General features: G+C 73.7%; 13 protein-coding genes and 1 pseudogene. 5 read left to right on the plus strand and 9 right to left on the minus strand.

The window, feature by feature from the left end:
* Positions 1-304: pseudogene (locus HP550_RS21980) on the plus strand (HNH endonuclease); the annotation flags it as partial.
* 68 nt (positions 305-372) lie between these two features.
* On the opposite strand, the gene HP550_RS14915 reads toward HP550_RS21980, so the two are convergent.
* Positions 373-846 (minus strand): nucleoside deaminase, encoded by a 474-nt coding sequence (locus tag HP550_RS14915; RefSeq protein ID WP_343048195.1) that lies wholly within the window; start codon positions 844-846, stop codon positions 373-375.
* Positions 847-916: 70 nt separating this feature from the next.
* Positions 917-1,810 (minus strand): factor-independent urate hydroxylase, encoded by an 894-nt coding sequence (pucL, locus tag HP550_RS14920; protein ID WP_175348482.1) that lies wholly within the window; start codon positions 1,808-1,810, stop codon positions 917-919.
* A gap of 164 nt (positions 1,811-1,974) precedes the next feature.
* On the opposite strand from pucL, the gene HP550_RS14925 reads away from it, so the two are divergent.
* Positions 1,975-2,988, plus strand: a complete 1,014-nt coding sequence (locus HP550_RS14925; protein ID WP_343048196.1) for an XdhC family protein — start codon at positions 1,975-1,977, stop codon at positions 2,986-2,988.
* A 58-nt stretch (positions 2,989-3,046) separates the two neighbouring features.
* Here HP550_RS14925 and HP550_RS14930 read toward each other — a convergent pair whose 3' ends face one another.
* Together HP550_RS14930 and HP550_RS14935 are read right to left on the minus strand one after the other, a co-directional pair.
* Positions 3,047-5,740 (minus strand): molybdopterin-dependent oxidoreductase, encoded by a 2,694-nt coding sequence (locus HP550_RS14930; RefSeq protein WP_175348483.1) that lies wholly within the window; start codon positions 5,738-5,740, stop codon positions 3,047-3,049.
* Positions 5,737-6,537 carry an FAD binding domain-containing protein gene (locus HP550_RS14935; protein WP_175348484.1) on the minus strand — a complete coding sequence of 267 codons (801 nt, stop codon included), beginning with the start codon at positions 6,535-6,537 and terminating at the stop codon, positions 5,737-5,739. The genes HP550_RS14930 and HP550_RS14935 overlap by 4 nt, the downstream gene beginning before the upstream one ends.
* 61 nt (positions 6,538-6,598) lie before the next feature.
* Between HP550_RS14935 and HP550_RS14940 the strand changes: the two genes are divergently transcribed.
* Complete coding sequence (locus tag HP550_RS14940) at positions 6,599-6,991, plus strand: VOC family protein (protein ID WP_175348485.1); 393 nt, start codon at positions 6,599-6,601, stop codon at positions 6,989-6,991.
* Between the two features lie 4 nt (positions 6,992-6,995).
* Here HP550_RS14940 and HP550_RS14945 read toward each other — a convergent pair whose 3' ends face one another.
* The 4 genes from HP550_RS14945 to HP550_RS14960 form a co-directional block, all read right to left on the minus strand.
* A complete protein-coding gene (locus HP550_RS14945) occupies positions 6,996-7,826 on the minus strand; it encodes a class II glutamine amidotransferase (RefSeq protein WP_175348486.1) in 831 nt (276 codons plus the stop codon).
* An 88-nt stretch (positions 7,827-7,914) separates the two neighbouring features.
* Positions 7,915-8,115, minus strand: a complete 201-nt coding sequence (locus tag HP550_RS14950) for a hypothetical protein (RefSeq protein ID WP_175348487.1) — start codon at positions 8,113-8,115, stop codon at positions 7,915-7,917.
* On the minus strand, positions 8,112-8,765 hold the full coding sequence (locus tag HP550_RS14955; protein WP_175348488.1) for a hypothetical protein: 654 nt from the start codon (positions 8,763-8,765) through the stop codon (positions 8,112-8,114). The genes HP550_RS14950 and HP550_RS14955 overlap by 4 nt, the downstream gene beginning before the upstream one ends.
* Positions 8,766-8,768: 3 nt before the next feature.
* On the minus strand, positions 8,769-9,260 hold the full coding sequence (locus tag HP550_RS14960) for a MarR family winged helix-turn-helix transcriptional regulator (protein WP_210768151.1): 492 nt from the start codon (positions 9,258-9,260) through the stop codon (positions 8,769-8,771).
* A gap of 81 nt (positions 9,261-9,341) precedes the next feature.
* Between HP550_RS14960 and HP550_RS14965 the strand changes: the two genes are divergently transcribed.
* Together HP550_RS14965 and HP550_RS14970 are read left to right on the plus strand one after the other, a co-directional pair.
* The gene (locus HP550_RS14965) at positions 9,342-9,953 is read left to right on the plus strand and encodes an NADPH-dependent F420 reductase (protein WP_175348490.1); all 612 of its coding nucleotides are present in this window, start codon (positions 9,342-9,344) and stop codon (positions 9,951-9,953) included.
* Positions 9,950-10,801, plus strand: a complete 852-nt coding sequence (locus tag HP550_RS14970; protein ID WP_175348491.1) for a VOC family protein — start codon at positions 9,950-9,952, stop codon at positions 10,799-10,801. Before HP550_RS14965 ends, HP550_RS14970 begins: the two co-directional genes overlap by 4 nt.
* Positions 10,802-10,804: 3 nt before the next feature.
* Here HP550_RS14970 and HP550_RS14975 read toward each other — a convergent pair whose 3' ends face one another.
* Complete coding sequence (locus HP550_RS14975) at positions 10,805-13,510, minus strand: AAA family ATPase (RefSeq protein WP_175348492.1); 2,706 nt, start codon at positions 13,508-13,510, stop codon at positions 10,805-10,807.
* Between the last annotated feature and the right edge of the window lie 102 nt (positions 13,511-13,612).

Raw genomic sequence — 13,612 nt, forward strand, 5'->3', positions numbered from 1 at the left:
CCACATCCGCTGGTGGGACCGAGACACAGGTGCCACCTCTCTCAGCAACGCCGCGGTGTTGTGCAAGCACCACCACACCGAGGTCCACCGACTCAACCTGAGCATCACCCGCCTGGAGAAACCCCCAGGGTGGACCCGCCGCCAGCACGCCAAGGCAGAACTCCGTCTGACGGCGAGTGGCGGCAGCGCGTCGGCCATGGGCATCGACGAACCTGTCGCCGGACGCACACCCCTGCGCTACGTGTTCCGCAACCGCCGTGGGCAGACCATCAACGCCCCCGACGACCACCCACCCGACCGCTGACGGCGCGCAGCTGAGGAGACCGCCGCCCGGCTGAGGAGACCGGCCGCTCGGGCGAGGAGGCCGGCCGCTCAGTACTCGATGCGCGTCGGGCGGGCCAGCCAGGCGTCCATGGGGTCGGAGGCGGTCGGGACGCGGTGGCCTGTGACCGGCATCGGCCAGGTGTCGGGGTGGGAGGAGAACAGGTCGTAGAAGGCGCTGTCATCGAACCCGGCGCGGGCGGCGTCGTGCCGGTCGGCGGCGAAGACCACCCGGTCGACTCGGGCCCAGAGGCACGCGGCCAGGCAGAGCGGGCACGGCTCGCACGAGGTGTAGACGGTGGCGCCCTCGAGCGAGAAGTTCTCGATGGTCCGGCAGGCCGCACGGATGGCCTGCACCTCCGCGTGGGCCGTCGGGTCGTTGTCGCGGGTGACCCGGTTCTGGCCGACGCCGATCACCACGCCGGCGCGGACGATCACGGCGCCGAACGGGCCGCCACCATCAGCGACGTTCGCCGTCGCGAGCGCGACCGCCTGGGAGAGCCAGCTCTCGTCCTCCGGAGTCACACGAGGCCCCCTCTGATGCGGTCGCGGTCGGAGCAGCCCATCGTGCCCCGGGCCCAGCCGGGACGCGCGGTCACGGGGCGCCCACCGAGCGGATCCAGGCATCGCCGGCGTCGGGGGCACCCTCGCGCACCACCACCGCCTCGATGAGTCCGTACGGGCGGTCGGCGGCGAAGAAGACCTCGCCCGGGTTCGGCAGCCCGAACGGGCTGAGGTCGGCCAGGAAGTGGTGCTTGTTGGGCGCGGCGATGCGGACCTCCACCACCTGCGGGACGGCGTCGAGCACCGCCTCGCCCATCTGCCAGAGGGTCTGCTGGAGTGCGAGCGAGTGCTCCGCGGCGAAGGTGGACAGGATCACGGCACGGACGACGGCATAGGTCGCGTCGTAGTCGAGGTCGGTGCCCGCGTAGCGCCACTGCACGGTCAGCGATGTGGCCAGCACGCGGTCGTCGGCGTCGACCAGGGTGGTGAACTCGTCGCGCAGGAAGCCCCGGAACTCGGACGCGGTCGACTTGAGCACCGTGAGGTCGCGCAGGCCGCCGATGACGGTCGTGCCGGAGTCGTCGACGGTCACGGACGCCGTCCGCACCTCCTGCCCGCTGCGGACCCAGGTGTGGTCGTGCTCGGCCCCGTCCACCACCGCACGCACCCAGGCGTACTCCTGGACGTCCACCCGGGCGCCGGAGACGGGCTCGACGTGCTCCACGAAGTGCCGTCCGAGAAGGATCGCGAACTGCTCCGGTGAGGCGATCCCGTGGGTCTTGGCGAACACGAACGACATGTTCTTCTGCGTGTCCGTGGGCAGGACCGCCGACTGGTCGCCGTCGAGGTAGGCCGCCGCGAAGTCGCCGCGCAGGACCGTGGAGACGTTGAGGTCGCGGATCTCGTGGCGGGGCGTGTCACGCACGATCCGCACGACGCGCGTCTCGGCCTTGCCGTACTGGTGGGCGTGCAGTCGGGCCGTCATGGCCGCAGTGTGCCTGGGCGATGTGACACGCGCGTTTCCTCCTCCCGGGACACCGGTGAGGACGAGGTGTCCCGCCGACTCGACGGTACTCGCGGGCGATCGGGAGCGGTCTAGGCTCGTCGCACCCCGCGAGCGCACCCCCGCGAGCGCCCTGGGTCCGGGAGGTGACCACCGTGCTCGAGATCGCGGACCGCCTGCTGGCCACACTGAGCGCCGGTCACCGGGTCGCCGTCGCCACGGTCGTCTCGATGACGGGCAGCGCGCCGACGGTCGTCGGGACGTCGATGGCGGTGGACGACGCGGGCGCGGCCGTCGGGAGCGTCGCCGGCGGGTGCGTCGAGGGCGCGCTGTACGACCTGTGCCGCTCCGTGCTCGACGGTGCGGTGCCGGGCGTGCAGGAGTACGGCGTCACCGACGAGGGCGCGTTCGCCGTCGGCCTGACCTGCGGCGGGGTGCTCCGCGTGCACGCGCGGCTGGTGGGCCCCGAGGACGTGCCCGTGCTGGCCGCGGCGGCGCGTGGGGAGGACGCGGTCATGGTGACCGCACTCGACGGGCCGCTGCCGGGCCGGCTGCCGCAGGTGGACAGGTCCGGCCTCGTGCGGGTCATGGGTCCCGACGGCGGCGTCGAGGTGTTCGTGGAGGTGGCGTCGGCCCCGCCCCGGATGCTCCTGTACGGCGCCCTCGAGTTCTCCTCCGCGCTCGCCGTCGTGGCGCGGGCCGCGGGGTACCGCGTGACCGTGTGTGATGCCCGCGCGGTGCTGGCCACCCCCCGACGGCACCCGGCGGCCGACGAGGTGGTCGTCGACTGGCCGGTACGGCACCTCGCGCAGCAGCGCCTCGGCGTGCGTGACGTGGTCTGCGTGATGGCGCACGACGACCGGTTCGACGCCGACCTGGTGCTCGCCGCGCTCCGCTGTGGCGCCGGGTACGTGGGCGCGATGGGCTCGCGGCGGACGCAGGACCGCCGCCTGGCCGAGCTGGTGGACCGCGGTGCCACCGACGACGACCTGTCCCGGTTGCACGCGCCGATCGGGCTGGACATCGGAGCGTCGACCCCGGGGGAGACCGCGGTGTCGGTGCTCGCGGAGGTGCTGGCGTCGCGCACGGGTGCCACGGGGCTGCCGTTGACGGACCTGGCCGGTCCGATCCACCGCCCCGCGCGTATCCCGCACCCCTGAACTCCGCAGGTCCGGTCGCCCCGACGCGTGGATGTTCGGACGTCCGAGGACCCGGGGGTCAGCCGTGCAGGAGGCGCCAGAGGCGTTCGGCGGACATCGGGAGCTCGTGCGGGCGGACGCCGAGCGCGTCGCGGATCGCGTTCGCCAGCGCGGGCGCGACGGGGTTGTACGGGGCCTCGCTCATCGACTTGGCGCCGAGCGGGCCCAGGCCGTCGCTGGTCCGCGCGAAGAGGACCTCGGTGCGGGGCAGGTCGACCATCTGCGGCACGTGGTAGCTGCGGAAGGAGGCGGTGGTCACGCGGCCCTCGTCGTCGAGCCGCATCTCCTCGTACAGGGCGGTGCCGACGGCCTGGCCGGTGCCGCCCTCGATCTGCCCGCGCAGCTGCTCGGGGTGCAGGACGGTGCCGGCGTCGGCCGCCTGGACCGACCGCAGGATGGTGACCTCTCCGGTCGCGGGGTCGACGGCCACGCGGAAGCCGTGCACGTTGAACGCGACCGACCGCGGGGTGCCGTCGTGGGTGCCCTGACCGGCGAGCCCGGGGACGGCGCGCGCGATCTCGGTCAGGGGCACCCCGCTCGCCGCGTCGGGGGTGAGGTCGCTCGAGTCCCACGTGCGGGGCTCGTCGCTCGGGTGGTCGCGCAGCGCGGCGGCCGCGGACAGGATCTTGGCGCGCAGCTGGAGCGCGGCGCGGTGCAGGGCCAGCCCGGCGACGACGACGCCCGCGGACCCGAACGCCCCGGTGTCGTACCCGGCGACGTCGGTGTCGGACTGCACGATGACGATCCGGTCGACGGTGGTGCCGAGCGCCTGCGCGACCAGCTGGCCGTGCACGGTGGTGGTGCCGTTGCCGAACTCCGTGGTGCCGATGGCGGCCTCGTACCGGCCGTCGTCGAGCAGTCGGACGGAGGCCTCCGCGTAGTGCCCGCGCGGGGCGATCGTGGCGATCATCGCGATGGCCATGCCGTCGCCGACGACCGCTCCGGCCGGTGCGGCGGGGTCGGCGGACCGGTCGGCCAGGGCCGCCTGCACGAGGTCCAGGCACTGGTCCAGGCCGTAGGAGTGCATGTCGAGGTCGCCCTTCTCCTCGGCGTCGACCACGAGCAGGCGGTCGCCGGGGACGACGACGTTGCGGCGCCGGAGCTCGAACGCGTCGATGCCGACCGACCGCGCGAGGTCGTCCATCGCGGACTCGATCGCGAAGATGATCTGCCCCAGCCCGTACCCGCGGAACGCGCCCGACGGCACGGTGTGCGTGTAGACGGACTCGGCGTCGACGCGCTTGTTGGCGCACCGGTACACGGCCATCGACTCGGAGACGCCGTGGAACATCACGCCCGGTCCGTGGTTGCCGTAGGCGCCGGTGTTGTTCAGCACGTCGATGCGCAGGGCGGTCAGCACGCCGTCCGCGTCGGCGCCCAGCTCCACCTCGACGCGGACCGGGTGCCGGGTGGGCACGATGGTGAACTCGTCGGTGCGGCTCATCTCGTACTGGACCGCGCGTCCGGTGCGCAGGACCGCGAGCGTGACGACGTCCTCGGTGAGCAGCTCCTGCTTGCCCCCGAACCCGCCCCCGACGCGACCCGTGAGCACCCGGACGCGCGCGGGGTCGAGGTCGAAGATGTGCGCGATCTCGTCGCGGACCAGGTACGGCACCTGCGTGCTGGTCCGCAGGACGAGCCGCCCGTCCTCGTCGAGCCAGCCGCGCGTGGCGTGGGTCTCCATCGCCGCGTGCGAGACGCGGCTGGTGCGGTACGTGCCGCTGACGCGGTGGGCCGACGACGCCAGCGCGGCGGTGACGGACCCCATCTCGGCGTGCAGCTGCGCGACGACGTTGCGCCCGGGCTCGGAGATCCGCGACTCGGGCCCCTTGTCGCCGTGCACCAGGGGCGCACCCGGTTCCCGCGCGGCCGCAGGGTCGACGACCGCGGGTAGGACCTCGTACTCGACCTCGATCAACGAGAGCGCGCGCGACGCCTCCCGCACCGACTCGGCGACCACGACGGCGACCCGCTGGCCGTGGAACCGGAGCACGGGATCGAGCACGCGGGTGTCGTCGGGGTCGTCGAGCCGCGACTCGTGCCGGGCGGTCGAGAACAGCGTCGCGGGGGAGTCCTCGTGCGTGAGCACGGCGATGACCCCCGGAGCGCGCAGGGCGGCGGTCGTGTCGATCGACGCGATGCGGGCGTGTGCGTGCGGGCTGCCCAGCACGGCGAGGTGGGCCAGGTCGGTCGAGGGGACGTCCAGCGTGAACGGCTCGCGGCCGGTGACGATCCGGTGCGCGGCGGGGGAGCGCACCGAGCGGCCGGCGTCCTGACCGGCCAGCGCGTCGACCGTGTTGCGGCGGCGGGCGACCGCGTCGCAGATCGAGCGGTACCCGGTGCACCGGCAGAGGTTGCCCTTGAGCAGCCGGGCGGTCTCGTCGTCGTCCTCGGTGAGGCACAGTCCCGCCACCGTGGTGACCAGGCCGGCGGTGCAGAACCCGCACTGGAACGCGGCGGCGTCGACGAACGCCTGGCCGACCGACGGCTCCAGCCCGGACACCGTGGTCACCGCGCGGCCGGCCGCTCGGTACGCGGGGACCAGGCAGGAGTGCGTCGGCCGGCCGTCCAGCAGCACGGTGCACGCCCCGCAGTCGCCCGAGTCGCAGCCCTTCTTCACCTCGACGTGCCCCTGCTCGCGCAGCAGGGTCCGCAGGACCTGACCGGGCGCGGGCTCCGCCTCGACCGGCGAACCGTTGACCTCGAACCTCATGCGAGCTCCTCCCGGACCTGCTCGGCCAGCCGGATCGTCATGGCCCGACGCCAGTCCGGGGCGCCGTGCGGGTCGTCGTACCAGTCGTCGACGGCCGCGACGGCCTCAGCGAGCTCGGTCGGCGAGGGCAGCGTCGGGAACTCCAGCCGGTGGGGGTGCGTGACGCCCGCCGTGAGCGTGACGACGAGTCCGCCGAGCCCGAGCCGGCGGCCGATGACGATCGCCCCGGAGCGTCCGTGCCGGGTCAGCGCGATGCGCCGGAACGCGGCCGGCTGCCCGAGCGCGTCGGACGGGATGGACACCGCGCGGAGCACCTCGCCCGGTCGCAGCGACGTGGTCCGCACGCCGGTGACGAAGGACGCGACGGGCTCCCGCCGCTCACCGCCGTCGGGCGTCCACACCACAGCGGTCGCGTCGAGCGCCGCGGCCAGCGACGTCAGCGCGCCCGCCGGGAGCGCGAGGCAGACGTTCCCGCCGACCGTCGCCCAGTCCCAGATCTTCTCGGACGCCACGAGCGACCGGGCGCACTGCGCCACCAGGTGCTGCGACCGCCACCCCGGCACCGGCGGCAGGTCCACGAGGGTCCGGATCGTGCAGGTGGCCCCCAGGGTGAGCCCGTCCGCGGTCACCTCGACGGCCGGCCAGCGCAGGGTAGTGAGGTCGACCAGCTCCTCGAGGTGGGGCTGCTGCTCGGAGAACAGCCAGGTGCCGCCGGCCAGGGGCACGCTGCGGGGGCCGAGCGTCAGCTCGGTCCGGTCCAGTGCCGCACGGATGCGGTCCAGCGAGGTGAGGTCCATGGTCTGCCGAGTGAACCGTATACAGGTGTCCGGCATGTGACGAAGCACCTAGCGTCGGCTCATGACGAGTCGACACCTGCGCCAACCGACCCTCGACTGCGCCGAGCCGCGCGAGCTCGCCGAGTTCTACCGCCGCCTCCTGCGGTGGGAGTGGGCGCCCGGTCACGAGGAGCCGGACCCCGAGGGCGACGAGTACCTCCTGATCGTCGACCCCGAGCGCCCGGTCCGGATCGGCTTCCAGCGGTCGGACGCCACCGTGCCGCCGTGGCGGGCGGGCGCCATCGTGCACCTGGACCTGGAGGTCACCGACCTCGCCGTCGGGCACGAGGAGGCGGTGCGCCTCGGCGCGCGACCGCTCACGGGGACGCCCGAGGAGGAGGGGCATCCGGAGGACCCGTTCCGCGTCTACGCGGACCCCTCCGGGCACCCGTTCTGCCTCTGCCTCGACCGCTGAGGCCCTACGCGGCGGGCCGGAACGGCTGTAGCTCCTCGCGCCCGTCCTCGATGACGAGGCAGCTGCTCTCCGGCACCTCGTGCCACGCGCCCTTGAGGTCCCCGAGCGGTTCGGAGACGACGATCCGCGTCGAGTCCGCGAGGTCGTGCAGCACGGGGTTCTCCGGGTACTGCTCCCGGAGAACCGCGACGTCGGCGTTCCGGAACAGCGACCGGCTCTGCCCCTCGGTCGAGTACCGGAACGTCCACAACCGGGCGCCGTCGCTGGTGGCGACGGTCATCTGCACGGGGAACGCGATGCCGTGCGTCCGGCCGACCTGCTCGACCAGCCCGACCGCCCGGGCGACGGCGGCGGGCGGGTCGTCCTCGAGGCCGAACGTCAGGGCGAGGTAGAAGAGGATCTCGGAGTCGGTCGACCCCTCGATCAGCGGGAACAGCTCGGGGTCGATCGCCAGCACGAGGTCGCGCTTCATGGCGGAGAACCCGGCGAGCAGCCCGTTGTGCATCCAGAGCCATCGGCCGTGCCGGAACGGGTGGCAGTTGGTCTGCTGCACGGCGGTCCCGCTGGTCGCGCGGATGTGCGCGAGGACCACCCCGGAGCGGACGTGCTCGGCCAGCTCGCGCAGGTTCCGGTCGCTCCACGCCGGCTCGATGCTGCGGAACACCCCGGGGGTGGGCGAGTGCTCGTCGTACCAGCCGACGCCGAACCCGTCGCCGTTGGTGGCCTCCGCGCCGAGCCGGCTGTGCAGGCTCTGCACGACGAGCGAGTTGGTGGGTTTGTAGATCAGGTCGTCCAGGAGCACGGGCGACCCGGTGTAGGCGAGCCAGCGACACATGTCGGCCTCCTTGCCGGTGCGACGGTCACACCCAGCACACCACCTGCGGTCCCGGATGTCTCCACCCGGGACCGCAGGTGCGGTGACGTCAGGACGACTCGGTGGACCGGGCGCAGCTCACGCGCGGGTTCCAGTCCTCGAACATGTCCGACGGGTTGGACCGGAGCAGCCACGCGTGCAGCTCGTAGAACGCCGGCAGCCCGTAGCGGTCGCCCGCGGGGACGAGCTCGAACGTCCGGCCGAACAGCCGCGGCGGGAGGCGGGCCCCACCGGGGTCGACGCACGTCACCAGGGCGGCGTCGGCACCGCTTCGTCGTACTGCGCACCGGGTCCGCAGCCGCCGACGTAGCCCTCGGGCATCCGCGGGTAGACCTCGGTCCAGTAGCGCAGGGCCAGCGCCTGCGCCTCGGCGGGCGACGCCCCCAGGGCGACGGCCATCTGCGCGTCGCGCTGCACGGCGGCGCACTCGGTCTGCGCCTCGTTGGTGATCCCGACCATGTGCATGGTCTCGTGGGTGAGCACGTGCACCGCGACGACCTGGTCCAGCGACGGGCTCTGCTTGGTCGACCAGAGCCACGCGCGCAGGTCGCCGCAGGGCTCGAACTTGAGGAGGGTCTCGCGCTCGGGGACCCCGTCGGGCCCCCACGCGACGTAGCCCAGCTCGGCACCGGCGTCGACGTAGGCCTGCCCGAAGCCCTGGCAGTGCACCTGCACCGGTCCGCCGGCGATCCGGCTCGCGGCCCCCTCGAGCCGGTGCTCGACCCAGGCGTCCACCAGCATCGGCACCGCGCAGCCCAGCGCCAGGGCGAGGGACAGGCTGACGCTGATCGCCGGGAACGGCGCGATGCGGCCGAGCGAGTCGACGCGCCGCAGCATCCACCGCACGACGATGCTCGCCGCGAGGGCGAGGAAGCCGATCAGCGAGAGGGAGAGGAGCACACCTCAGTCATCGGTCGGCAGGAGCCCGACCATGATGTGCGAGGGGTCGAGGACCTCGAGGATGCGGCCCATGACGCGGTCCAGGTCGGCGACGTCGCTGTCCGTGAGCGGGTCGATGACGGTCGCCAGGACTGTGCCGACGTGCCCCGGCGCGGCGGCCTCGACCGTCGTCCAGCCGGCGGGCGTGAGGATCGCGTTGGTGGCCCTCCGGTCCTCCGCGCACGCCTCGCGGCGCACCAGCCCGCGCTTCTCCAGCCGGGTGACCACGTGGGAGAGGCGTGCGAGGGTGGCGTTGGTCTGCGCGGCGAGCGACGTCATCCGCAGCGTGCGGTCCGGTGCCTCGGAGAGCATCGCGAGCGTGAAGTACTCGAAGTGGCTCAGGCCGGAGTCGCGCTGCAGCTGGGACTCGAGCGTCCCGGGCAGCAACTCGACCACGGCGATGAGCTTCTTCCAGGCGCACAGCTGCTCCGGGGTGAGCCAGCGCGGTTCCGTCATGCGAGACATGCTAGCAAACACTTGACGCGACAACTATTAGAGGTACAGTAGTTGTAGCAACAACCAATCAAGGAGGACGTCATGAGCACGGTCACCATCATCGGAGCAGGCAACATGGGCGCGGCCATCGCCTGGCGCGTCATCGCGGGCGGCAACGACGCACAGGTGCTGACGCGTGAGCCGGTCAAGGTCGCCATCCCGGGCGCCAAGCACGGCACCGTCGGTGACCCGATCACGGGCGACGTCGTCGTCCTCGCGCTGCCCTACGGCGCCGTGCCGGAGGTGCTCGGCCAGTACGAGGGCCAGCTGGACGGCAAGGTGCTCGTGGACCTCACCAACCCCCTCGACTTCGCCACCTTCGACTCGCTCGTCGTGCCGGTGGGCAGCTCCGCCGCCGAGGTCATCGCGCAGGCCGTGCCCGGCGCGTCGGTGCTCAAGGCCTTCAACACCACGTTCGCGGCCACTCTCACCACGGGTGAGGTCGGGTCCGAGCGGACCGCCGTGCTCATCGCGGGGGATGACGCGGACGCCAAGGCCGCCCTGGCCGCGGTCGTCGAGGCGGGTGGCCTGCGTGCCGTCGACGCCGGGTCCCTCAAGCGCGCGCACGAGCTCGAGGCCCTCGGGTTCCTCCAGCTGACGCTGGCCGCCGCGGAGAAGACGTCATGGACCGGCGGGTTCGGGCTGACGGCATGAGCGAGATCCTCGACGCCCGCACCGACGTCGGCGCCGTCACCCTCAAGGTGGGCGACCTCGACGGGATGACGGACTACTACTCCCGCGGCATCGGCCTGTCGGTCCTGGAGGCCGAGGGCGACCGCGTGACGCTGGGCCGGCTCGGCGTCCCGTCCGTCGTGCTCGAGCACACGCCGCTGCTCAAGCACGCCCCCTCGACCGCCGCGGGGCTGTTCCACACCGCGATCCTGTTCGACGAGCAGAGCTCCCTCGCGTCGTCGGTGTACTCGGTCGCGCAGCACTTCCCGTCCTCGTTCACGGGAAGCTCCGACCACCTGGTGTCCAAGGCGCTGTACTTCGACGACCCCGAGGGCAACGGCGTGGAGCTCTACTGGGACCGGCCGCGCGAGCAGTGGGGCTGGGAGAACGGCCGCGTCGCGATGGCCACCAACTACCTGGACCCCAACGGGTTCCTGCGGGAGAACCTCACCGACCCCGACGCGCTCGACGGCGCCGCCTCGGTGGGGCACGTGCACCTGAAGGTGGGCGACATCACCACGGCCCAGCAGTTCTACGTGGACACGGTCGGCTTCGAGGTGACCGCCGAGTACGGCACCCAGGCGCTGTTCGTGTCGGCCGGCGGCTACCACCACCACCTCGCGATGAACACGTGGCAGAGCCGCGGCGCGCAGGGCCGGTGGCCGGCGCTCGGGCTCGGCGAGGTCACCATCGAGCTCCCGACCGACGAGGAGCGCGGTGCGCTGGGTGCCCGGCTGACCAGCCGGGGGATCGCCACGCGCGACGACGGCCGGGTCCTCGCGTTCGAGGACCCGTGGAACAACGAGATCCGCGTGGTGGTCGCGGGCTGAGCCTCAGCCCGGGATCGCCCCGGCCAGCTCGGCGCGCGACCGGATCCCCAGCTTCAGGTACACGTTGCGCAGGTGGTACTCGATCGTCTTCGGGGACAGGAACAGCGCGGCGGCGGCCTCCCGGGTGGTGCGTCCCGCGGCCAGCATGCTGGCCACCTGGAGCTCCTGCGGCGTGAGGTGGTCGAGGCCGGTGGCGCTGCGCCGCTGGGCCGTCTCGCCCGTCGCGCGCAGCTCGGCAGCCGCCTGGTCGGCCCACGGGACAGCGCCGAGCCGCTCGAACGTGGCCAGCGCGGACCGCAGGTGCGGGCGGGAGTCGACCCGGCGCTTCATGCGACGCAGCCGGGACCCGTACGCCAGCTCGGTGCGCGCGGTCTCGAACGCGTCGGGCGTGTGCTGGTGGTAGGCGAGAGCCACGGAGAAGCACACGTCCACGTCGGTGTCCGGGCACGTCAGGCCCGCCGCACGCGCGGCCCGGGCCAGCGACCACGGCTGGCCCTTCACCTCGGCGCGCTCGGTCAGCGACGCCGCCAGGGCGCCCGCCTCGTCGGTCTTCCCCTGCCGCACCAGCACCTCGACCATCTCCGCGGCGGGGGAGATGTCGACGTCGACCAGACCGAGGTCCGCCAGCACCACGTCGAGCTCACGGAACCGTTCGAGCGCCGCGTCGGTCCGGCCGAGGTTCAGCTCGCGCTCGGCGAGCGCGGTCATCGCCCACGTCTGGTGGAAGCCGAGGTGGTGCTCGCCGGCGATCGCCAGGGCCTCCTCGGCGTGGGCCAGGCAGGCGTCCGCGTCGCCCCGTCGCGCCTCGAGCCAGGACAGCCCGGCCAGGCACGCGGTGAGGTCCGTCGCCTGGCCGGCCTCCCGGGCGAGCTGGATCCCCTCCGTGTACCCCGCGACGGCGTCGTCCCACCGGTCGGTCGTCGCCTGGTCGCGGGCGACGTAGAACAGCAGGATCGGCAGGCCGCCGATGTCGCTGCGCCGCCGGGAGTGGGGGACGACCGTGGGAATGACGTCCCGGCCGACGGTGCTCTCGCGCAGGTAGAGCGGCAGGATGACGAGCCACGGCGCCAGCTGCGGGTCGTCGAGGTACTGGTCGACCTCCGCCATGGCGGCGCGCAGCAGGTCCGGACCTCCGTGACCGGCCAGGATGTCCGCCACGGCGGTCGCCATGGACCCGACCCACCGTGCTCGCGCCGTCCGCGGCTCGAGCGCGGCGATGCGGGCGGTGGCCGCCTCGGCCGTCGCCACGTCGCCGGCGAACATGCAGGCCAGGATCCCCTCGGCCAGCATCGCGACAGCGGTGTCGGGGTCGACGTCGGCCCGCGTGCCGGCGGTGACGAAGACGTCGCGGGCCCGTTCGACCGAGCCGGTGCGCGCGGCGATGGTGCCATCCAGCGTGGCCGCTCGGGTGCGCAGGGCGGGGGACCGGGGGAGCTCGGACGCGCGAGCGAGCTGGTCGAGAGCGGCATCCGGCAGGCCGGCCCGCCACGCGCTCTCGGCCGCCGAGACCAGACGCTGGGCGCGGTCGGCCGGGTCAGGGCTCAGGCCGGCGGCGCGGTCGAACCCGGCGGCGGCCACCGCCCACGCACCGCGACCGCGGGCCCGCGTCGCAGCCTCGTCCAGCACCGCGGCCACCGACGCGTCCGGGGAGGCCGTCGCCTCGCCGAGGTGCCATGCGCGCCGGTCGACGTCGTCGGCCGGCACGGCCTGCGCCAGGGCGGCGTGCACCGCTCGGCGGGCCCCCGGGGCGGCCTCGGCGTAGACGCCGGAGCGGACGAGGTCGTGCCGGAAGGTGACCCGGTGGGCGTCGACGGTGAGCAGCTGCTCGCGGGCGGCCTCGTCGAGGTCGCCCACGGACACCCCGAGCAGCGCGCACGCGTCGGTGATCGCCGCGAGGTCACCGCCAGCCGCCGCTGCGACGAGCAGCGCGGTGCGGGCGCCCTCCGAGAGCGCGTCGGCGCGCCGGGCGAACGTCCGGGCCAGCGACGCGGGCACGGGCACCGGCGCCCCCGGCGGCAGCGCGTCGAACCCCTCGTCGGTGAGCTCCAGGAGGGCGAGCGGGTTGCCCCCGGTCGACGACAGCAGCCGTGCGCGGGCCTCGTCCGGCAGACGTCGGCCCAGGGACCCGGCCAGCTCGGCCGCGTCGGCGTCGGTGAGCCCGCCGAGCACGAGGGTGGGCAACCCCGCCGAGCTCACGACCGACGGTGTCTCGTCGCGCGCCGCGAGCAGGACGACCACGGGGTCCGCGGTGAGCCGGCGCGCGGCGAAGCACAGGGCCTGCGCCGACGGGGGGTCGAGCAGGTGCGCGTCGTCGACGATCACCGCCACCGGCCCGTCGTCGGCCACGCGGCTGAGCAGGCTCAGCACGGCGGCGCCGACCGCGAACCGCTCGCCGGCGGACCCGGGCACCAGCGCGAGCGCCGAACCGAGCGCCTCGGCCTGCGGGGCGGGGATCGCGTCCAGGTGGTCCAGCACCGGGCGCAGCAGCTGGAGCAACCCGCCGAACGGCACCTCGCGCTCGGCATCGATCCCAGCCGCCCGCAGCACGCGCATGCCCGCCTCGGTCACGGCCGCGGCGGCGTCCTCGAGCAGGGCGCTCTTGCCGATCCCGGCCTCCCCGGCGAGCACCAGCGCGCCGCTCTCGCCCACGCGGGCAGAGGCCACCAGCTTCCTGATGACCTGACGCTCCTGCTCACGGCCGACCAGCACGCACCGAGTCTAGGGAGCGCACCAGGGGGGTCCCCTGATGCGACCGCCGCCCCGTCGAGACCAGGGTCATGTCCGACAGATCCGACATCTCCCGAGGAGTTG

This window comes from Cellulomonas humilata (genome assembly GCF_013359775.1).
In the GTDB taxonomy this organism is placed as follows: domain Bacteria; phylum Actinomycetota; class Actinomycetes; order Actinomycetales; family Cellulomonadaceae; genus Cellulomonas; species Cellulomonas humilata.

What these genes read in the sequence shown, in the direction of transcription:
- pucL (WP_175348482.1), bottom strand. Translation starts at nt 1,810, where the DNA reads ATGACGGCCCGACTGCACGCCCACCAGTACGGCAAGGCCGAGACGCGC.
- HP550_RS14970 (WP_175348491.1), top strand. Translation starts at nt 9,950, where the DNA reads ATGAGCGAGATCCTCGACGCCCGCACCGACGTCGGCGCCGTCACCCTC.
- HP550_RS14930 (WP_175348483.1), bottom strand. Translation starts at nt 5,740, where the DNA reads ATGAGGTTCGAGGTCAACGGTTCGCCGGTCGAGGCGGAGCCCGCGCCC.
- HP550_RS14945 (WP_175348486.1), bottom strand. Translation starts at nt 7,826, where the DNA reads ATGTGTCGCTGGCTCGCCTACACCGGGTCGCCCGTGCTCCTGGACGAC.
- HP550_RS14960 (WP_210768151.1), bottom strand. Translation starts at nt 9,260, where the DNA reads ATGACGGAACCGCGCTGGCTCACCCCGGAGCAGCTGTGCGCCTGGAAG.
- HP550_RS14940 (WP_175348485.1), top strand. Translation starts at nt 6,599, where the DNA reads ATGACGAGTCGACACCTGCGCCAACCGACCCTCGACTGCGCCGAGCCG.
- HP550_RS14965 (WP_175348490.1), top strand. Translation starts at nt 9,342, where the DNA reads ATGAGCACGGTCACCATCATCGGAGCAGGCAACATGGGCGCGGCCATC.
- HP550_RS14935 (WP_175348484.1), bottom strand. Translation starts at nt 6,537, where the DNA reads ATGGACCTCACCTCGCTGGACCGCATCCGTGCGGCACTGGACCGGACC.